The organism is Streptomyces sp. NPDC055287 (assembly GCF_053646035.1).
In genome coordinates, this window is sequence record NZ_JBSHNE010000012.1 from 50,055 (window position 1) to 65,269 (window position 15,215).

The 15,215-nt window shown below is 71.0% G+C and carries 14 protein-coding genes; 7 read left to right on the forward strand and 7 right to left on the reverse strand.

Annotation, left to right across the window (positions count from 1 at the left end; all coding sequences use genetic code 11):
• Window positions 1–12 precede the first annotated feature (12 nt).
• Window positions 13–756 carry a class I SAM-dependent methyltransferase gene (locus ACWIHY_RS20325; protein ID WP_454377207.1) on the reverse strand — a complete coding sequence of 248 codons (744 nt, stop codon included), beginning with the start codon at window positions 754–756 and terminating at the stop codon, window positions 13–15.
• A gap of 71 nt (window positions 757–827) precedes the next feature.
• Window positions 828–1,427, reverse strand: a complete 600-nt coding sequence (locus ACWIHY_RS20330; RefSeq protein ID WP_454377044.1) for a DUF3043 domain-containing protein — start codon at window positions 1,425–1,427, stop codon at window positions 828–830.
• Window positions 1,428–1,677: 250 nt separating this feature from the next.
• Between ACWIHY_RS20330 and ACWIHY_RS20335 the strand changes: the two genes are divergently transcribed.
• From ACWIHY_RS20335 to ACWIHY_RS20355, 5 genes are all read left to right on the forward strand, one after another.
• Complete coding sequence (locus tag ACWIHY_RS20335; protein ID WP_454377045.1) at window positions 1,678–2,454, forward strand: PspA/IM30 family protein; 777 nt, start codon at window positions 1,678–1,680, stop codon at window positions 2,452–2,454.
• Between the two features lie 42 nt (window positions 2,455–2,496).
• Window positions 2,497–2,775 carry a PspA-associated protein PspAA gene (pspAA, locus tag ACWIHY_RS20340; protein WP_454377046.1) on the forward strand — a complete coding sequence of 93 codons (279 nt, stop codon included), beginning with the start codon at window positions 2,497–2,499 and terminating at the stop codon, window positions 2,773–2,775.
• A gap of 234 nt (window positions 2,776–3,009) precedes the next feature.
• Window positions 3,010–4,263, forward strand: coding sequence for a sensor histidine kinase (locus ACWIHY_RS20345; RefSeq protein ID WP_454377047.1), 1,254 nt, complete (start codon window positions 3,010–3,012; stop codon window positions 4,261–4,263).
• A complete protein-coding gene (locus tag ACWIHY_RS20350; RefSeq protein WP_454377048.1) occupies window positions 4,260–4,961 on the forward strand; it encodes a response regulator in 702 nt (233 codons plus the stop codon). The genes ACWIHY_RS20345 and ACWIHY_RS20350 overlap by 4 nt, the downstream gene beginning before the upstream one ends.
• A gap of 155 nt (window positions 4,962–5,116) precedes the next feature.
• Window positions 5,117–8,266: an efflux RND transporter permease subunit gene (locus ACWIHY_RS20355; protein WP_454377049.1), complete on the forward strand. Its 3,150-nt coding sequence runs from the start codon at window positions 5,117–5,119 to the stop codon at window positions 8,264–8,266.
• Window positions 8,267–8,352: 86 nt separating this feature from the next.
• Here ACWIHY_RS20355 and ACWIHY_RS20360 read toward each other — a convergent pair whose 3' ends face one another.
• Window positions 8,353–8,760 carry a YciI family protein gene (locus ACWIHY_RS20360; protein WP_454377050.1) on the reverse strand — a complete coding sequence of 136 codons (408 nt, stop codon included), beginning with the start codon at window positions 8,758–8,760 and terminating at the stop codon, window positions 8,353–8,355.
• A gap of 98 nt (window positions 8,761–8,858) precedes the next feature.
• Window positions 8,859–10,046, reverse strand: a complete 1,188-nt coding sequence (gene nadA / locus ACWIHY_RS20365; protein WP_454377051.1) for a quinolinate synthase NadA — start codon at window positions 10,044–10,046, stop codon at window positions 8,859–8,861.
• Between the two features lie 243 nt (window positions 10,047–10,289).
• Between nadA and ACWIHY_RS20370 the strand changes: the two genes are divergently transcribed.
• Window positions 10,290–10,646, forward strand: coding sequence for a HesB/IscA family protein (locus ACWIHY_RS20370; RefSeq protein ID WP_454377052.1), 357 nt, complete (start codon window positions 10,290–10,292; stop codon window positions 10,644–10,646).
• 72 nt (window positions 10,647–10,718) lie between these two features.
• On the opposite strand, the gene ACWIHY_RS20375 is transcribed toward ACWIHY_RS20370, so the two are convergent.
• On the reverse strand, window positions 10,719–12,161 hold the full coding sequence (locus ACWIHY_RS20375; protein WP_454377053.1) for a hypothetical protein: 1,443 nt from the start codon (window positions 12,159–12,161) through the stop codon (window positions 10,719–10,721).
• A gap of 132 nt (window positions 12,162–12,293) precedes the next feature.
• On the reverse strand, window positions 12,294–12,503 hold the full coding sequence (locus tag ACWIHY_RS20380; protein ID WP_454377054.1) for a hypothetical protein: 210 nt from the start codon (window positions 12,501–12,503) through the stop codon (window positions 12,294–12,296).
• 181 nt (window positions 12,504–12,684) lie between these two features.
• Between ACWIHY_RS20380 and ACWIHY_RS20385 the strand changes: the two genes are divergently transcribed.
• A complete protein-coding gene (locus tag ACWIHY_RS20385; protein WP_454377055.1) occupies window positions 12,685–13,659 on the forward strand; it encodes a carbohydrate kinase family protein in 975 nt (324 codons plus the stop codon).
• 79 nt (window positions 13,660–13,738) lie between these two features.
• Here ACWIHY_RS20385 and ACWIHY_RS20390 read toward each other — a convergent pair whose 3' ends face one another.
• Window positions 13,739–15,118 carry an aminotransferase class V-fold PLP-dependent enzyme gene (locus ACWIHY_RS20390; RefSeq protein ID WP_454377056.1) on the reverse strand — a complete coding sequence of 460 codons (1,380 nt, stop codon included), beginning with the start codon at window positions 15,116–15,118 and terminating at the stop codon, window positions 13,739–13,741.
• Window positions 15,119–15,215 lie beyond the last annotated feature (97 nt).

Here is a 15,215-nt window from a genome sequence, read left to right on the forward strand (position 1 = left end):
CGGAGGGACGCGTCAGCCGCGTACGCCGCACAGGTGCAGCAGCGCCGCGACCTGACGGTACGGGTCGGTCCGCCCCGCGCGGTCCTCCAGGGTCAGGATCCGCTCCAGCTCCTCGGCGGGAAGCCGTGAGGCGTCGTTGGCGTCGCCCTCGACGTTGTCGGTGAAGACCCGGACGCCGTACCACGTGTGCAGCGGGGCGGCGATCCCGGCGAGAGTCGACGTCAGGGCGTCGAGACGGTCGGCGCGCACCCGCAGGCCGAGCCGGCTGGTGTACGCGTCCGAGTCGAACGCGGTGAGCGCCCCGGCCCAGTCCCCGGCCAGCCCGGGCCGCATCGCGAGCGCGTCGGCGTTGCGTACGAGCAGGGACAGCAGTCCGCCGGGCGCCAGCATCCGGCCCAGGCCCGCCACCATGGCGTCGGGCTCCTCGACGTACATCAGCACGCCGTGGCACAGCACCACGTCGAAGCTGCCGGGCAGGAAGTGCACCCCGGTCTCCAGGCCGTCGCCCTCGACCAGGCGCACCCGCTCGCGGATGCCCTCGGGCTCACCGGCGAGCGCCTCGCGCGCCGCGACGAGCATGTCGGGGTCGGACTCCAGGCCGGTCACCTTGTGACCGGCCCGGGCCAGGCGCAGCGCCTGCGTGCCCTGGCCCATGCCGACGTCGAGCACGGAGAGCCGCCGGCCCACCGGGAAGCGGGCCGATATCTGCTCGTCGAGCTGGCGCGCGACCAGCTCCTGGCGCACGGTGTCACGCAGGGTGCCGACGCCCTTCAGCCAGTCGGCCGCCGCGCCCTCGAACCGCGAGATGCCCGTGGATTCGTCCGCGCTCAGGGCCGTTCCCCGCGCTTGACCTGGGGCTTCGGCAGACGCAGGCGGCGCATCTGGAGCGTACGCATCAGGCCGTAGGCCACGGCGCCGCGCTTCGGCTCGTTCGGGAAGCGCTCGTTCAGCTGCTTCTTGAGGCGGATGACCAGGCCGATGGAGTCGATCACGATCATCACGATCACACCGAGCCACAGCAGCAGCGCGATGTTCTGGATGTTGCTGATGCGGATCATGCTCAGGACGAGGATCACCACCGCGAGCGGCAGGAAGAACTCGGCCACGCAGAAGCGGGAGTCGACGAAGTCGCGCACGAAGCGGCGGACGGGGCCCTTGTCGCGGGCCGGCAGGTAGCGCTCGTCTCCGCTCGCCAGTGCCTCCCGCTGCCTTGCCAGGTCCGCACGGCGGGCCTCGCGCTGACGCTTCATCGCCTCCTTGCGGTTCGACGGAGCCACCGCACCGTTGCGGCGCTGCGACTGTGCGACAGCGCGCTTCGGGGTGGGGCGGCCCTTCGGGGCCTGCGGATCACGGGACGCTTTGGAGAGGTCCACCTGCACCTTGTCGGCGGGGGCCTTCTCTTCCTTGGAGGAACGGCTACGGAACACAAAGACCAAGGGTACGGGGTACGGCGCATGGACCCCAGCCCGGAGGGGAACGATCCCGCAACGGTCGGTTTCCCCGACCTTCACCTACTCCCTGGGCTGGAGTCCGGCGGACGGCAGTCGTCCTGGAGGAGGAGCGCATCGGCCCGCGAACAGTGCGGTAATGGATGCAGGGCCCGTAGTGTGGGTTCAAGTGCTGGAGCTGGTTCCGTAGTCCGTCAGAAGGGGGCGCGCGAAGCCCATGAGCGGTGTCATGAAGCGTATGGGGATGATCTTCCGCGCGAAGGCAAACAAGGCCCTTGACCGGGCCGAGGATCCGCGCGAGACCCTCGATTACTCGTACCAGAAACAGCTGGAGCTGCTTCAGAAGGTACGCCGCGGTGTCGCCGACGTGGCGACGTCGCGCAAGCGGCTCGAACTGCAGCTCAACCAGCTGCAGGGCCAGTCCTCCAAGCTGGAGGACCAGGGCCGCAAGGCGCTCGCGCTCGGCCGGGAGGACCTCGCCCGCGAGGCGCTGTCCCGTCGTGCCGCGTTGCAGCAGCAGGTCACCGACCTGGAGACGCAGCACCAGACGCTCCAGGGCGAGGAGGAGAAGCTGACGCTCGCCGCGCAGCGCCTCCAGGCCAAGGTCGACGCCTTCCGTACGAAGAAGGAGACCATCAAGGCCACGTACACCGCCGCGCAGGCGCAGACCCGGATCGGCGAGGCCTTCTCGGGCATCTCCGAGGAGATGGGCGACGTCGGCCTGGCGATCCAGCGGGCCGAGGACAAGACCGCGCAGCTGCAGGCGAGGGCCGGCGCGATCGACGAGCTTCTGGCGTCCGGCGCCCTGGACGACTCGTCCGGGATGGCGAAGGACGACATCGCCGCCGAGCTGGACCGCATCTCCGGTGGTACGGATGTAGAGCTGGAGCTCCAGCGCATGAAGGCCGAGCTGGCGGGCGGCCCGACGGCTCAGCAGCAGGCGCTCGAAGGCGGCCAGCAGGACGGTGCGCAGGCGCCGCAGAGCCACAAGTTCGACAAGCAGTAGGCCGCCTCACTCCGCGCGCCTCACTCCGCGAAGGAGCACGTCGTGATCGTACGGATCATGGGGGAGGGCCAGGTGAGTGTGGCCGACAGCCACTTCACCGAGCTCAACAAGCTCGACGACGAACTGCTCGCCGAAATGGAGAGCGGTGACGAGTCCGGCTTCCGGCGCACGCTCGGTGCGCTTCTCGAAGCGGTACGCCGCCTCGGGGAGCCACTGGCGGACGCATCCCTCGAACCCTCCGAGCTGATCCTCCCGTCCGAGGACGCGACCCTCGACGAGGTCCGCGAGATGCTGACCGACGACGGCCTGATCCCGGGCTAGCGCCGATCCCGGGCTAGCGCCGATCCGGGCCGGCGCCGGCGCAGCCCCGAGCCCGGGTCGGCCTGCTCCCCGGGCTCTGCTCCCCGGGTCGGCTCTGTACCCGGGCCGGCCCCTGCCCCGTGCCGGCTCCGGCCGGGCCCGGGCCCCTCCAGCCACGTGCTGCCCCGCCGCCGCGGCCTTGCCCGCAGCGTGCGGGGCATCGCTCCGTCCCCGCACGCCGTACCGTTGCGTGACATGACTGCCCTCGGTACGGGACTCACCCGCTCCCGGTGCTGGCTCGGCGCGCATCCCCTCGCGCTGGACGCCGCCCTGGCGTTCGCCGTCCTCGTAACGATCGTGCTCGGCTCCTTCGCCGACCCGCACGGCGGCCCCAACGGACCGACCTTCGGCACCCGGACCCCCGGCGTGACCAGCCTCGTCCTGATGGTGCTCGGCTCTGCCGCCCTGGTCTTCCGCCGCCGCAGGCCCATGGCCGTACTCGCCTTCACCGGCGTGGTCACGCTGGCCGAGCTCGTCTCGGGCGACCCGCCGGCCCCGGTCGCGATGAGCGCCGTCATCGCGCTCTACACGGTCGCCTCCCGCACCGACCGGCCCACCACCTGGCGCGTCGGCCTGCTGACGATGACGGGCCTGACCGGCGCGGCGATGTGCTTCGGCAGCGGCCCCTGGTACTCCCAGGAGAACCTCGGGATCTTCGCCTGGACCGGTATCGGGGCGACCGCCGGAGACGCCGTGCGCAGCCGCCGCGCCTTCGTCGACGCCATCCGCGAACGCGCCGAACGAGCGGAGCGCACCCGCGAGGAGGAGGCGCGCCGCCGCGTCGCGGAGGAGCGGCTGCGCATCGCGCGGGATCTCCACGACGTCGTCGCCCACCACATCGCGCTGGTCAACGTCCAGGCGGGCGTCGCGGCCCACGTCATGGACAAGCGCCCGGACCAGGCCAAGGAAGCCCTCGGGCATGTACGGGAAGCCAGCCGCTCGGCGCTGAACGAGCTGCGCGCCACCGTCGGCCTGCTCCGCCAGTCCGGCGACCCGGAGGCCCCGACCGAGCCCGCCCCCGGACTCGCGGTGCTCGACCAGCTCCTGGACACCTTCCGGCACGCCGGCCTCCCGGTGGAGGTGGCCAGGCCGGACAAGGAGGCGGCCGCGCCGCTGCCCGCCGCCGTCGACCTCGCGGCGTACCGGATCATCCAGGAGGCCCTGACCAATGTGCAGAAGCACGCGGGCGAGCACGTGAAGGCCGAGGTCAGCGTCGTGCGCGTCGGCTCGTCCGCCGAAGTCACCGTGATCGACAACGGCGGCGGGAAGCGGAGCGCGGACGACGGACCCGAAGCCGGTGGCGGCCACGGGCTCACCGGCATGCGCGAGCGCGTCACCGCCCTCGGCGGCACCCTGAGCGCGGGACCCCGCTACGGCGGCGGATTCCGCGTTCATGCGATCCTGCCGTTCCAGGTGCGTACGGGGGAGAAGACGGTGGAGAACGCATGACGGCGGCCACGGTCGACATCAGGGTCCTGCTCGCCGACGACCAGGCCCTGCTGCGCAGCGCGTTCCGGGTCCTCGTCGACTCCGAGCCCGACATGGAGGTCGTCGGTGAGGCCGCGGACGGCGCGGAGGCCGTCGAGCTCGCCCGCTCGCTGCGCGCCGACGTCGTCCTGATGGACATCCGCATGCCCGGTACGGACGGCCTCGCCGCCACCCGCATGATCAGCGAGGACCCCGAACTGTCCGCCGTACGCGTCGTGATGCTGACGACCTTCGAGGTCGACGAGTACGTCGTCCAGTCGCTGCGCGCCGGAGCCTCCGGCTTCCTCGGCAAGGGCGCGGAGCCCGAGGAACTGCTCAACGCCATCCGCATCGCCGCGGCCGGCGAGGCGCTGCTCTCGCCCGCGGCGACCAAGGGCCTGATCGCCAAATTCCTCGCACAGGGCGGCACTTCGGACGACGACGAGGCCTCGGCGGCCCGTACCGAACGGCTTTCGGCGCTGACCGTGCGCGAGCGCGAGGTCCTGATCCAGGTGGCCGGCGGCCACTCCAACGACGAGATCGCCGAGCAGCTCGTCGTCAGCCCGCTCACCGTGAAGACCCATGTGAACAGGGCGATGGCGAAGCTCGGCGCCCGCGACCGCGCGCAATTGGTGGTAATCGCGTACGAATCGGGCCTGGTACGGCCGAGGGTGGAGTGAAGGTGTAGCGGCGCGTACTCCAAGTGCGGTATGCGGCGCATAAGAAAGGGACCTGGGAGCGAGAGAACTCTCTCTTCGCATGGCTGATCGTATAGACGGGCCACTGTGCTCGACTGCCGTACCTGCCTCGCACGCCACAGAAGAGAGACTCACCCATGTCCTGGCTGTCCAGGTTCAGCCTCGCTCAGCGGGCGCTGATCGGTCTGATGTCGATCATCGCGATCGTCTTCGGCGCCATCGCGATACCGCAGCTGAAGCAGCAACTGCTGCCCACCATCGAGTTCCCGATGGTGTCCGTGCTGGCGCCCTACCAGGGCGCGTCCCCCGACGTGGTCGAGAAGCAGGTCGTCGAACCGCTCGAAAGCACCATCAAGGCAGTCGACGGCATCACCGGCGTCACCTCCACGGCGAGTGAGGGCAACGCCGTGATCATGGCCCAGTTCGACTACGGCAACGACACCAAGCAGCTCGTCGCCGACGTCCAGCAGGCCGTGAACCGCTCCCGTGCCCAGCTCCCCGACGACGTCGACCCGCAGGTCGTGGCCGGCTCGACGGACGACATCCCGACCGTCCTGCTCGCCGTCACCTCGGGCCAGGACCAGCAGGCGCTCGCCGGCCGGCTGGAGAACAGCGTCGTCCCCGTACTCGAGGACATCGACGGCGTCGGCCAGGTCACCATCGACGGTGTGCGCGACCTCCAGGTCGCCGTCACCCCCGACGACAAGAAGCTCGCGGCGGCCGGCCTGAACGCCGCGGCCCTCGGCCAGGCGCTCCAGGCGGGCGGCGCCACCGTCCCGGCCGGTTCCTTCGCCGAGGACGGCAAGAGCCGCACGGTCCAGGTCGGCGGCGGCTACACGTCGCTGCGGCAGATCGAGGACCTGCGCGTCACCGCCGCCCCCACCGGGCAGGGCAAGCCGCCGAAGCCGGTACGCCTCGGTGAGGTCGCCACCGTCAAGGAGCAGCCCGCCACCGCGGTCTCCATCACGCGTACCAACGGCAAGCCCAGCCTGTCCCTGGCCATCACGATGGACCAGGACGGCAGCGCCGTCGCCATCTCCGACGCGGTCAAGGACAAGCTCCCCGAGCTCCGCGACAGCATCGGCTCCGGCAGCGAGATCGCCGTCGTCTTCGACCAGGGGCCGGCCGTCTCCAAGTCGATCTCCGGTCTGACCACCGAGGGCGCCCTGGGCCTGGTCTTCGCCGTCGTCGTCATCCTGGTCTTCCTCGCGTCGGTCCGCTCGACGCTCGTCACCGCCGTCTCCATCCCGCTGTCGGTGGTCCTCGCGCTGATCGTGCTGTGGACCCGCGACCTGTCGCTCAACGTCCTCACGCTCGGCGCGCTGACCATCGCGATCGGCCGCGTCGTCGACGACTCGATCGTGGTCCTGGAGAACATCAAGCGTCACCTGGCGTACGGCGAGGAGCGCCACTCGGCGATCGTCACCGCCGTCAAGGAGGTGGCCGGCGCGGTCACCGCCTCGACGCTGACCACGGTCGCCGTCTTCCTGCCGATCGGTCTCGTCGGCGGCATGGTGGGCCAGCTGTTCGGCTCGTTCTCGCTCACCGTCACGGCGGCCCTGCTCGCCTCGCTGCTGGTGTCCCTCACCGTGGTGCCGGTCTTCTCGTACTGGTTCCTGGGCGCCCCGAAGGGCTCCGAGGGCGTCGACGCGGCCGAACTGCGCCGCACGGCGGAGGAGAAGGAGGCGCGCAGCCCGCTCCAGCGGATGTACGTCCCGGTCCTGCGCTTCGCGACCCGCCGCCGTCTGACGAGCCTGGCCATCGCGGTCGTCGTCCTCATCGGTACGCTTGCCATGGCGCCGCTGCTGAAGACCAACTTCCTGGACGAGGGCGAGCAGGACACCCTGTCCGTCACGCAGGAACTGAAGCCGGGCACCAGCCTGGAGGCGGCCGACCGGGCCGCGCTCAAGGTCGAGAAGGCGCTCGACTCCATCGACACGATCAAGGACTACCAGGTCACGGTCGGCTCCTCCGGGTTCGCGGCAGCCTTCGGCGGAGGCACCGGCGCCAACCAGGCGACGTACCAGCTGACCCTCGAGGACGCCTCCGACTCCGAGGCCACCCAGAAGCGGATCGACGAGGAGCTGGGCAAGCTCGACGGCATCGGTGACACCACCATCGGCGCGGGCGGCGGCTTCGGCAGCCAGGACCTGAGCGTCGTGGTCAAGGCCGGTGACGGCGAGGTGCTGAAGAAGGCGTCCGAGCAGGTACGGGACGCGGTCGCCAAGCTCGACGACGTCACCGACGTACAGAGCGACCTGGCCCAGAGCGTGCCGCGGATCTCCGTCAAGGCCAACGACAAGGCGGCCGCCGCCGGCTTCAACCAGCAAACCCTCGGCGCGGCCGTCACCCAGGCGGTGCGCGGCACCACCTCGGGCAAGGCGGTCCTCGACGACACCGAGCGCGACGTCGTCGTGAAGTCGGCCAGGCCGGCGACCACGATGGACGAGCTGAGGAAGCTGAACCTCGGTCAGGTCGAGCTCGGCGACATCGCCGAGGTGAAGCTGGTCGCCGGCCCGGTCTCCATGACCCGGATCGACGGCGCCCGCGCGGCGACGATCACGGCCAAGCCGACCGCCGACAACACGGGCGCGGTGACCGCCGCGCTCCAGACGAAGATCACCGAGCTGGAGAAGGAGCTGCCGACGGGCGCGAGCGTCGAGATCGGCGGTGTCTCCTCGGACCAGAACGAGGCCTTCGCCCAGCTCGGCCTGGCCATGCTGGCGGCCATCGCGATCGTCTTCATGCTGCTGGTCGCGACGTTCCGCTCGCTCGTCCAGCCGCTGATCCTGCTGGTCTCCATCCCGTTCGCGGCGACCGGCGCGATCGGCCTGCTGCTCGTCACCGGTACGCCCATGGGTGTCCCGGCCATGATCGGCATGCTGATGCTGATCGGCATCGTGGTGACCAACGCGATCGTCCTGATCGACCTGATCAACCAGTACCGGGCCCAGGGCCTGGGCGTCGTCGAGGCGGTTCTGGAGGGCGGACGTCACCGCCTGCGGCCGATCCTGATGACGGCACTGGCGACGATCTTCGCGCTGCTGCCGATGGCACTGGGCATCACCGGAGAGGGCGGCTTCATCTCGAAGCCGCTGGCGATCGTGGTGATCGGTGGCCTGATCACGTCGACGCTGCTGACGCTTCTCCTGGTGCCGACGCTGTACGCGATGGTGGAGCTCCGCAAGGAGCGCCGCGCCAAGAGGAAGGCGGCCAAGCGCGCGGCGAAGGCGGGTTCCCCGGACGAGTCCGGCGCGGCGCAGGCCGAGGAGCCGGCGAAGGTCTGACCGGCGTACGTACGACGCACGCGCGACCGCACAGCGGCGAGCCCCGGCCCCCCTCACTACAAGGAGGGCCGGGGCTCGCCCCGTTCTCAGGCTTCGGGCACCTCGGGCGGCCCCTCGGGGATGGCGTGGACCTCGACCGGATCGTTCCCGGGCTTGCCACCGGGGCCGGGGCAGGCCGAGGCCCGCGCGGCGATCTCCAGAGCCCGCTCCTCGTTCTTGACGTCGACCACCCAGTAGCCGGCCAGGATGCGCCCGGGCTCCGCGGGCCCGTCGGTCACCTTCGCCCGGCCGTCGTCCGTCGCCCGTACCGTCTTGACCCGCGCGGGCCCGCCGAGACCCCGGGCCTCGACCAGCTCGCCCGCCGCGCCGATCTCCTGGTTGAGCGCGTCCATGTGCGCGAACATGGCCAGCATGTCGTCCTTGGAGAAGGACGACATCAGCCCGTCCCACTCGTCGGCGGGCACGTTCATCTGGATCATGTACTCCATAGTCATCACCCTTCCTCGCTCTCCACCGTGGCAGGTGCGAGGAACCACCGCACCCCCTGACGCGTCGGCGTGAGGGGGTGCGGTGGGCACGGCGTACGAGCGGCCTACGGCAGAGCCAGCATCCGCTCCAGCGCGAGCTTCGCGAACTGCTCGGTCTCGCGCTCGACCTCGATGCGGTTGACCAGGTTGCCCTCCGCCAGCGACTCCAGCGTCCACACCAGGTGCGGCAGGTCGATGCGGTTCATCGTCGAGCAGAAGCAGACCGTCTTGTCGAGGAAGACGACCTCCTTGTCCTCGGCCGCGAACCGGTTGGCGAGGCGCTGCACCAGGTTCAGCTCGGTGCCGATGGCCCACTTGGAGCCGGCCGGAGCCGCCTCCAGCATCTTGATGATGTACTCCGTCGAGCCGACGTAATCGGCGGCCGCGACGACCTCGTGCTTGCACTCGGGGTGCACGAGGACGTTGACGCCCGGGATGCGCTCGCGCACGTCATTGACGGACTCGACCGAGAAGCGCCCGTGCACCGAGCAGTGCCCGCGCCACAGGATCATCTTCGCGTTCCGCAGCTCCTCGACGGTCAGGCCGCCGTTCGGCTTGTGCGGGTTGTAGAGCACGCAGTCGTCCAGCGACATGCCCATGTCCCGCACGGCGGTGTTGCGCCCCAGGTGCTGGTCGGGCAGAAAGAGGACCTTGTCGCCCTGCTCGAAGGCCCAGTCCAGTGCGCGCTTCGCGTTCGACGACGTACAGATCGTGCCGCCGTGCTTGCCGGTGAACGCCTTGATGTCGGCGGAGGAGTTCATGTACGAGACGGGCACGACCTGCTCGGCCACGCCGGCCTCGGTCAGCACGTCCCAGCACTCGGCGACCTGCTCGGCGGTGGCCATGTCGGCCATCGAGCAGCCCGCCGCCAGGTCGGGCAGGACCACCTTCTGGTCGTCGGACGTCAGGATGTCCGCGGACTCGGCCATGAAGTGCACACCGCAGAAGACGATGTACTCGGCCTCCGGCTTGGCGGCCGCGTCCTTGGCCAGCTTGAAGGAGTCCCCGGTGACGTCAGCGAACTGGATGACCTCGTCGCGCTGGTAGTGGTGACCGAGGATGAAGACCTTGTCCCCGAGCTTTTCCTTGGCGGCGCGGGCGCGCTCCACCAGGTCCGGGTCGGAGGGCGAGGGCAGGTCGCCGGGGCAGTCCACACCCCGCTCGCTCTTGGCGTCGGCCTCGCGGCCGAGCAGCAGCAGAGCGAGCGGCGACGGCTGGACATCCAGTGGCTGGGCGGTGGTCACGACACGCACCCTTTCTTGTCTGCGAACACGCTTTTCGTCGATTTGACGTTATCTATCATAACCGCTTCATGTCACTTTGACGATGCCGATGTCGTCGATGTGACGAATTGCCGCCCGCGCCCGTCCCGTACTCCTGTGGAACGGGGTGTGCGAGCATGAATGGGAAGACAAGCGCTCAGGCCCGGAATGAATCCGCGGTCGCGCCGGTTGCAAACGTCGGCAAGCAGTCCGTACAACCCGGGAGAGATGTAGATGTCCGTTCAGGACGAAAAGACCACCGTGAGCGACGGCATTCTCCTGTCCGACGCCGCCGCCTCCAAGGTCAAGGCCCTGCTGGATCAGGAAGGCCGGGAGGACCTGGCACTCCGCGTCGCCGTCCAGCCCGGCGGCTGCTCCGGCCTCCGATACCAGCTCTTCTTCGACGAGCGCTCGCTCGACGGCGACGTCGTCAAGGACTTCGACGGTGTCAAGGTCGTCACCGACCGCATGAGCGCCCCGTACCTGGGCGGTGCCTCCATCGACTTCGTCGACACCATCGAGAAGCAGGGCTTCACGATCGACAACCCGAACGCCACGGGCTCCTGCGCCTGCGGCGACTCGTTCAGCTAAGCCTGAAGCGCGCACGAAGGAGGCGGCGGACCCCGACGGGACCGCCGCCCTCTTTGGTGTGCCCGTACGTACCTACGCGCGCGGCACCGTCTCGCCGCTCCGCGCGTCGACGACCTTCCGGCCGTCCAGCGGCTTGTCGAGCGTCACGGTCTCCTTCAGGTCCTTGGCGATCATGATGCAGACCCGGTCGGGATCCGGATTGGTCTCGGTGATCCTCACCTTGACCGCACCGTTCTCCTCGCTCGCCTTCGCGGCGTAGTCGCTGCACGCGCCGCCCCAGAAGTGCAGGGTGAGCTTGCGACCGTCGGCGCTGTACGACTCGACCTGCCGCGGCTGCTCCGAGGGCTCGCCGCTCTCGGGCGGGGCCGGCGGGGCGGTGGGCTTGGCCAGGTAGTCGGGATCGACCGCGGGGTGCGTGATGGTGAACGGCTGCGCGCCGCCGCCGGGCCTCACCTCGAAGAGCCACGACGGTACGAGGGCCTGGCGCCCGTCGACGTACTGCGCGGCCAGCCCGAAGACCGCCCCGCCCACCGTCACGGGCTCCGGCGCGGCCGGCGACTGCCCGCCGTCCGTGTCGCACGGCGGTTCGGTCCGGTCGCCCTCCTCGGCCCTGTCGCCGTGCGGCACGGGGGTCGCGCACCCTCCGATGCCGATCTTGCCGGCGCCCTGCCCGGCCTTGTTCAGCTCCTTCAGCGCCGCGTCCGCGCTGATCACCGGATACTCGGCGCCCTTCTTGAGGCTCTTCAACTGCCCGCTGCCGCCGACCGGTTCGCCGTCGGAGCCGATCTGGATGCCGGTCGCCCAGCCGTACGAGGGCAGCCCGCCCACCTCCGGGTCGGCGTTGACCACCCGTACCGCGCCCATCAGCTGGCGGGCGTCCAGTTCGGCGTCCTCCTGGCCCAGGGCCTTCAGGACGGGCGCCGCCGCCTCCTTCGCGGCCTTCTCGCTCACCGCGGGCCCTTCACCGCCCGGCGGGAGGGAGGCGTCGGCGCACTCCTTGCCCTTGGCGCAGTTGTCGCTGCCGCGGGGGCCGTATTTCGCGAACGTCCAGGTGCCCGGTGCCTGCTTGTTGACCTGGAGCACGGGGCCCGAGCCGTCCTTGACGACGCCGGCCTTCCAGGCCTCGCCCTCGACGCGCGGCTTGCCCGGTACGCCGAGCGCCTCGGCCAGCCGTGCCACCTCGGCCTCGGTGACCGTGCCCGAGGCCCGGTACACCGGGGCCGAGCGCGGGCCCTTGGGCAGCTTGCCGTCGGCGCGGTAGGTCACGCCGCCGTTCGGGTCGGGCTCGCCGGGCGCGATGCCCGGCGAGTCGCCGTCCGAATGGCCGTCGAGGTTGAGCGGCGGCGGAGTGCCGTCGCCCGCCGCCGCGCCGCTGCCGCCGCCCGAGGCGGTCGACGCCCAGTAGGCGGCGCCGCCCCCGGCCAGCAGCACCGCTGCGGCCACTGAGGCGGCGACCAGCGGGGAACGCCGCCTGTGGACGCTGACCCCGTCCTCTTCCGGTCGCTCGGTGCTCACCGCATCGCTCCTTCGGCTGCTCTGCCGTCCTGTGCCGTATGTCTTATCCCTTTACGGGGGACACCGGTGGGACGGAGCAGGGGGGCGCGCGGTTCCCTTCACGCTTTCCCTCGTGCGCCTCAGGAGCCGGGCTCAGCCCCCGTATTCGGACATCCCGCCCACCAGCCGCGCCGACGCGGGCGGCACGGTGACGCCGTGGATGAGCGAGGCGGGCACGGGCCCGGACGACGTCGCGGCGGGCACCGCCCAGTGCGGCACCATCCGTGCGCAGTCCCCGCGCAGTTCCTCCAGGCCGCCGTCCTGCTCGGCCCGGGCCGGCGACGTAACGCTGTGCTTCTGCATGCGGGATGCTCCCGTAGCTCTGGGGCCCGCCACGCTGCGGACCCTGTGCTGGCACCGTAGGCAGCTGGGACGGGCCGAAAAAAGCCCTACTATCGGGTAGTTTTGCCGCTTAGTGCGAGAGGGCTACGACCGGGTAGCGTGAACTGTCCTCACACTCACCGCCCGCAGGAGCGTCCTCGTCGTGCGTATCGCAGTCACCGGCTCCATCGCCACCGACCATCTGATGACCTTCCCCGGCCGCTTCGCCGACCAGTTGGTCGCGGACCAGCTGCACACGGTCTCCCTCTCCTTCCTGGTCGACAACCTCGACGTACGCCGGGGCGGTGTCGGCGCCAACATCTGCTTCGGCATGGGCCAGCTCGGCACGGCGCCGATCCTGGTCGGCGCCGCCGGCTCGGACTTCGACGAGTACCGCGCGTGGCTCGACCGGCACGGAGTGGACACCGGCTCGGTGCGCATCTCCGAGGTCCTGCACACCGCCCGCTTCGTGTGCACGACCGACGCCGACCACAACCAGATCGGCTCCTTCTACACGGGCGCGATGAGCGAGGCACGCCAGATCGAGCTCCAGGCGGTGGCCGAGCGCGTCGGCGGACTCGACCTGGTGCTGATCGGCGCCGACGACCCCGAGGCGATGCTGCGCCACACGGAGGAGTGCAAGACCCGCTCCATCCCGTTCGCCGCGGACTTCTCGCAGCAGATCGCCCGTATGTCGGGGGACGACATCCGCACGCTGCTCGACGGCGCGACGTACCTCTTCTCGAACGAGTACGAGAAGGGGCTCATCGAGTCCAAGACCGGCTGGACCGACGAGGAGATCCTCGCCAGGGTCGGCCACCGCGTCACCACGCTCGGCTCGCGCGGTGTGCGGATCGAGCGCGTAGGGGACGAGCCGGTCCTGGTCGGCTGCCCGGAGGAAGAGGGCAAGGTCGACCCGACCGGCGTCGGCGACGCGTTCCGCGCGGGCTTCCTCTCCGGCCTCGCCTGGAACGTCGGCCTGGAGCGCGCCGCACAGGTCGGGTGCATGCTGGCGACGCTGGTGATCGAGACGCTGGGCACCCAGGAGTACACGCTGCGCCGCGCCCACTTCATGGACCGCTTCACGAAGGCGTACGGCCACGCGGCGGCGGAAGAGGTCCGCGCCCACCTGTCCTGAACCGAAGGCTTGGCGCTGAGCGGGAAGGCATTCCCGCTCAGCGGCCGAGCCCAGCCCGTCCGGGGTGTGGCCGCACCCGTCAGGCGAGCCGCCGCACGACGTACGCCACGCCCCGCTCCGCCGCCCGCTCCCCGACGTACTCCTGCCCCCGCATCCCGCACCACGCGGGAATGTCCAGCCGGGCCGCCTCGTCGTCCGAGAGCACCGTCACCGTCCCGCCGACCGGCACATCGCCGATCACCTTCGCGAGCTCGATCACGGGGATCGGGCACCGCTTGCCGAGCGAGTCCACGACCAGCGACTCCACATCGGCCGGCCCCGACGACGCGACCGGAGCGCCCAGCCGCTCCCGCACCCCCGCCACGGTCCCCGGCAGCACCTCCAGGAACCGGTCCACGTCCTCCGCAGTCGTCCCCGGCGGGAGCGAGACCCGGACGTTGCCCTCCGTCAGCACCCCCATCGCCCGCAGCACATGGCTCGGCGTGAGCGTGCTGCTCGTACACGACGAACCGGACGATACGGAGAAACCGGCCCGGTCCAGCTCGTGCAGCAGCGTCTCCCCGTCGACGTACAGGCACGAGAAGGTGACGACGTGCGGCAGCCGCCGCACCGGATCGCCGACGACCTCCACATCCGGTACCAGCTCGGGCACCCGGAGCCGGATCCGGTCCACCAGCGCCCGCAGCCTCGCAGCCTCCCCCGCCGCCTCCGCCCGTACGGCCCGCAGCGAGGCGGCCGCCGCCACGATGGCCGGGAGGTTCTCGAAGCCGGCCGCCCGACCGGACTCCCGCTCGTCGGCGGGCCCTTGAGGGGCGTACCGCACGCCCTTGCGTACGACGAGCAGCCCGACGCCCGCCGGACCGCCCCATTTGTGCGCACTCGCCGTGAGCAGCGACCAGTCGCCCTCCACCGGCCCCCATCCCAGCGACTGCGCCGCGTCCACCAGCAGCGGCACACCCACCGCCCGGCACTCCTGTGCGATTTCGGCCACCGGCTGCTCGGTGCCGACCTCGTGGTTGGCGGACTGCAGGCACGCCAGCGCGGTGCCCTCGCGCAGCGCCCGCGCGTACGTCCCGGGGTCCACCCGGCCCGCCCGGTCCACCGCGACCTGCGTCGTCGTACCGCCCGTGGCCTCGTGCTCGGCGGCTGCATGGAGCACCGAGGAGTGCTCGACGGCGGAGACGGCCAGGTGGCGGCCGACACGCCGACGAGCGGCGAGCGCGCCGGCGATCCCGGAGTGCACCGCGCGGGTGCCGGAAGAGGTGAATACGAGCTCGTCGGGGCGGCACCCCACGGCCTCCGCCGCCGCCTCCCGGGCCGCGTCGAGCAGCAGCCTGGCGCGCCGCCCCTCGCGGTAGAGGCGGGACGGGTCGGCCCAGCCCTCGTCGAGCGAGGCCAGCAGGGCCTGCCGGGCGACGGGGTGCAGCGGGGCGGAGGACGCGGTGTCGAAGTAGGGCACACCGCCACGCTAATCCCCGGCCCGGCGCGTCCGCGCCCCACCACCGAAGTGGAGCCGTGGCGGCACTGGCCGGATGCCCGGTCAGATGGCGGGCGGA

Excerpts from the sequence above, each read along its gene's own strand:
- ACWIHY_RS20345 (WP_454377047.1), top strand. The coding sequence starts at position 3,010 with ATGACTGCCCTCGGTACGGGACTCACCCGCTCCCGGTGCTGGCTCGGC.
- ACWIHY_RS20335 (WP_454377045.1), top strand. The coding sequence starts at position 1,678 with ATGAAGCGTATGGGGATGATCTTCCGCGCGAAGGCAAACAAGGCCCTT.
- ACWIHY_RS20380 (WP_454377054.1), bottom strand. The coding sequence starts at position 12,503 with ATGCAGAAGCACAGCGTTACGTCGCCGGCCCGGGCCGAGCAGGACGGC.
- ACWIHY_RS20360 (WP_454377050.1), bottom strand. The coding sequence starts at position 8,760 with ATGACTATGGAGTACATGATCCAGATGAACGTGCCCGCCGACGAGTGG.
- ACWIHY_RS20370 (WP_454377052.1), top strand. The coding sequence starts at position 10,290 with ATGTCCGTTCAGGACGAAAAGACCACCGTGAGCGACGGCATTCTCCTG.
- ACWIHY_RS20355 (WP_454377049.1), top strand. The coding sequence starts at position 5,117 with ATGTCCTGGCTGTCCAGGTTCAGCCTCGCTCAGCGGGCGCTGATCGGT.
- ACWIHY_RS20350 (WP_454377048.1), top strand. The coding sequence starts at position 4,260 with ATGACGGCGGCCACGGTCGACATCAGGGTCCTGCTCGCCGACGACCAG.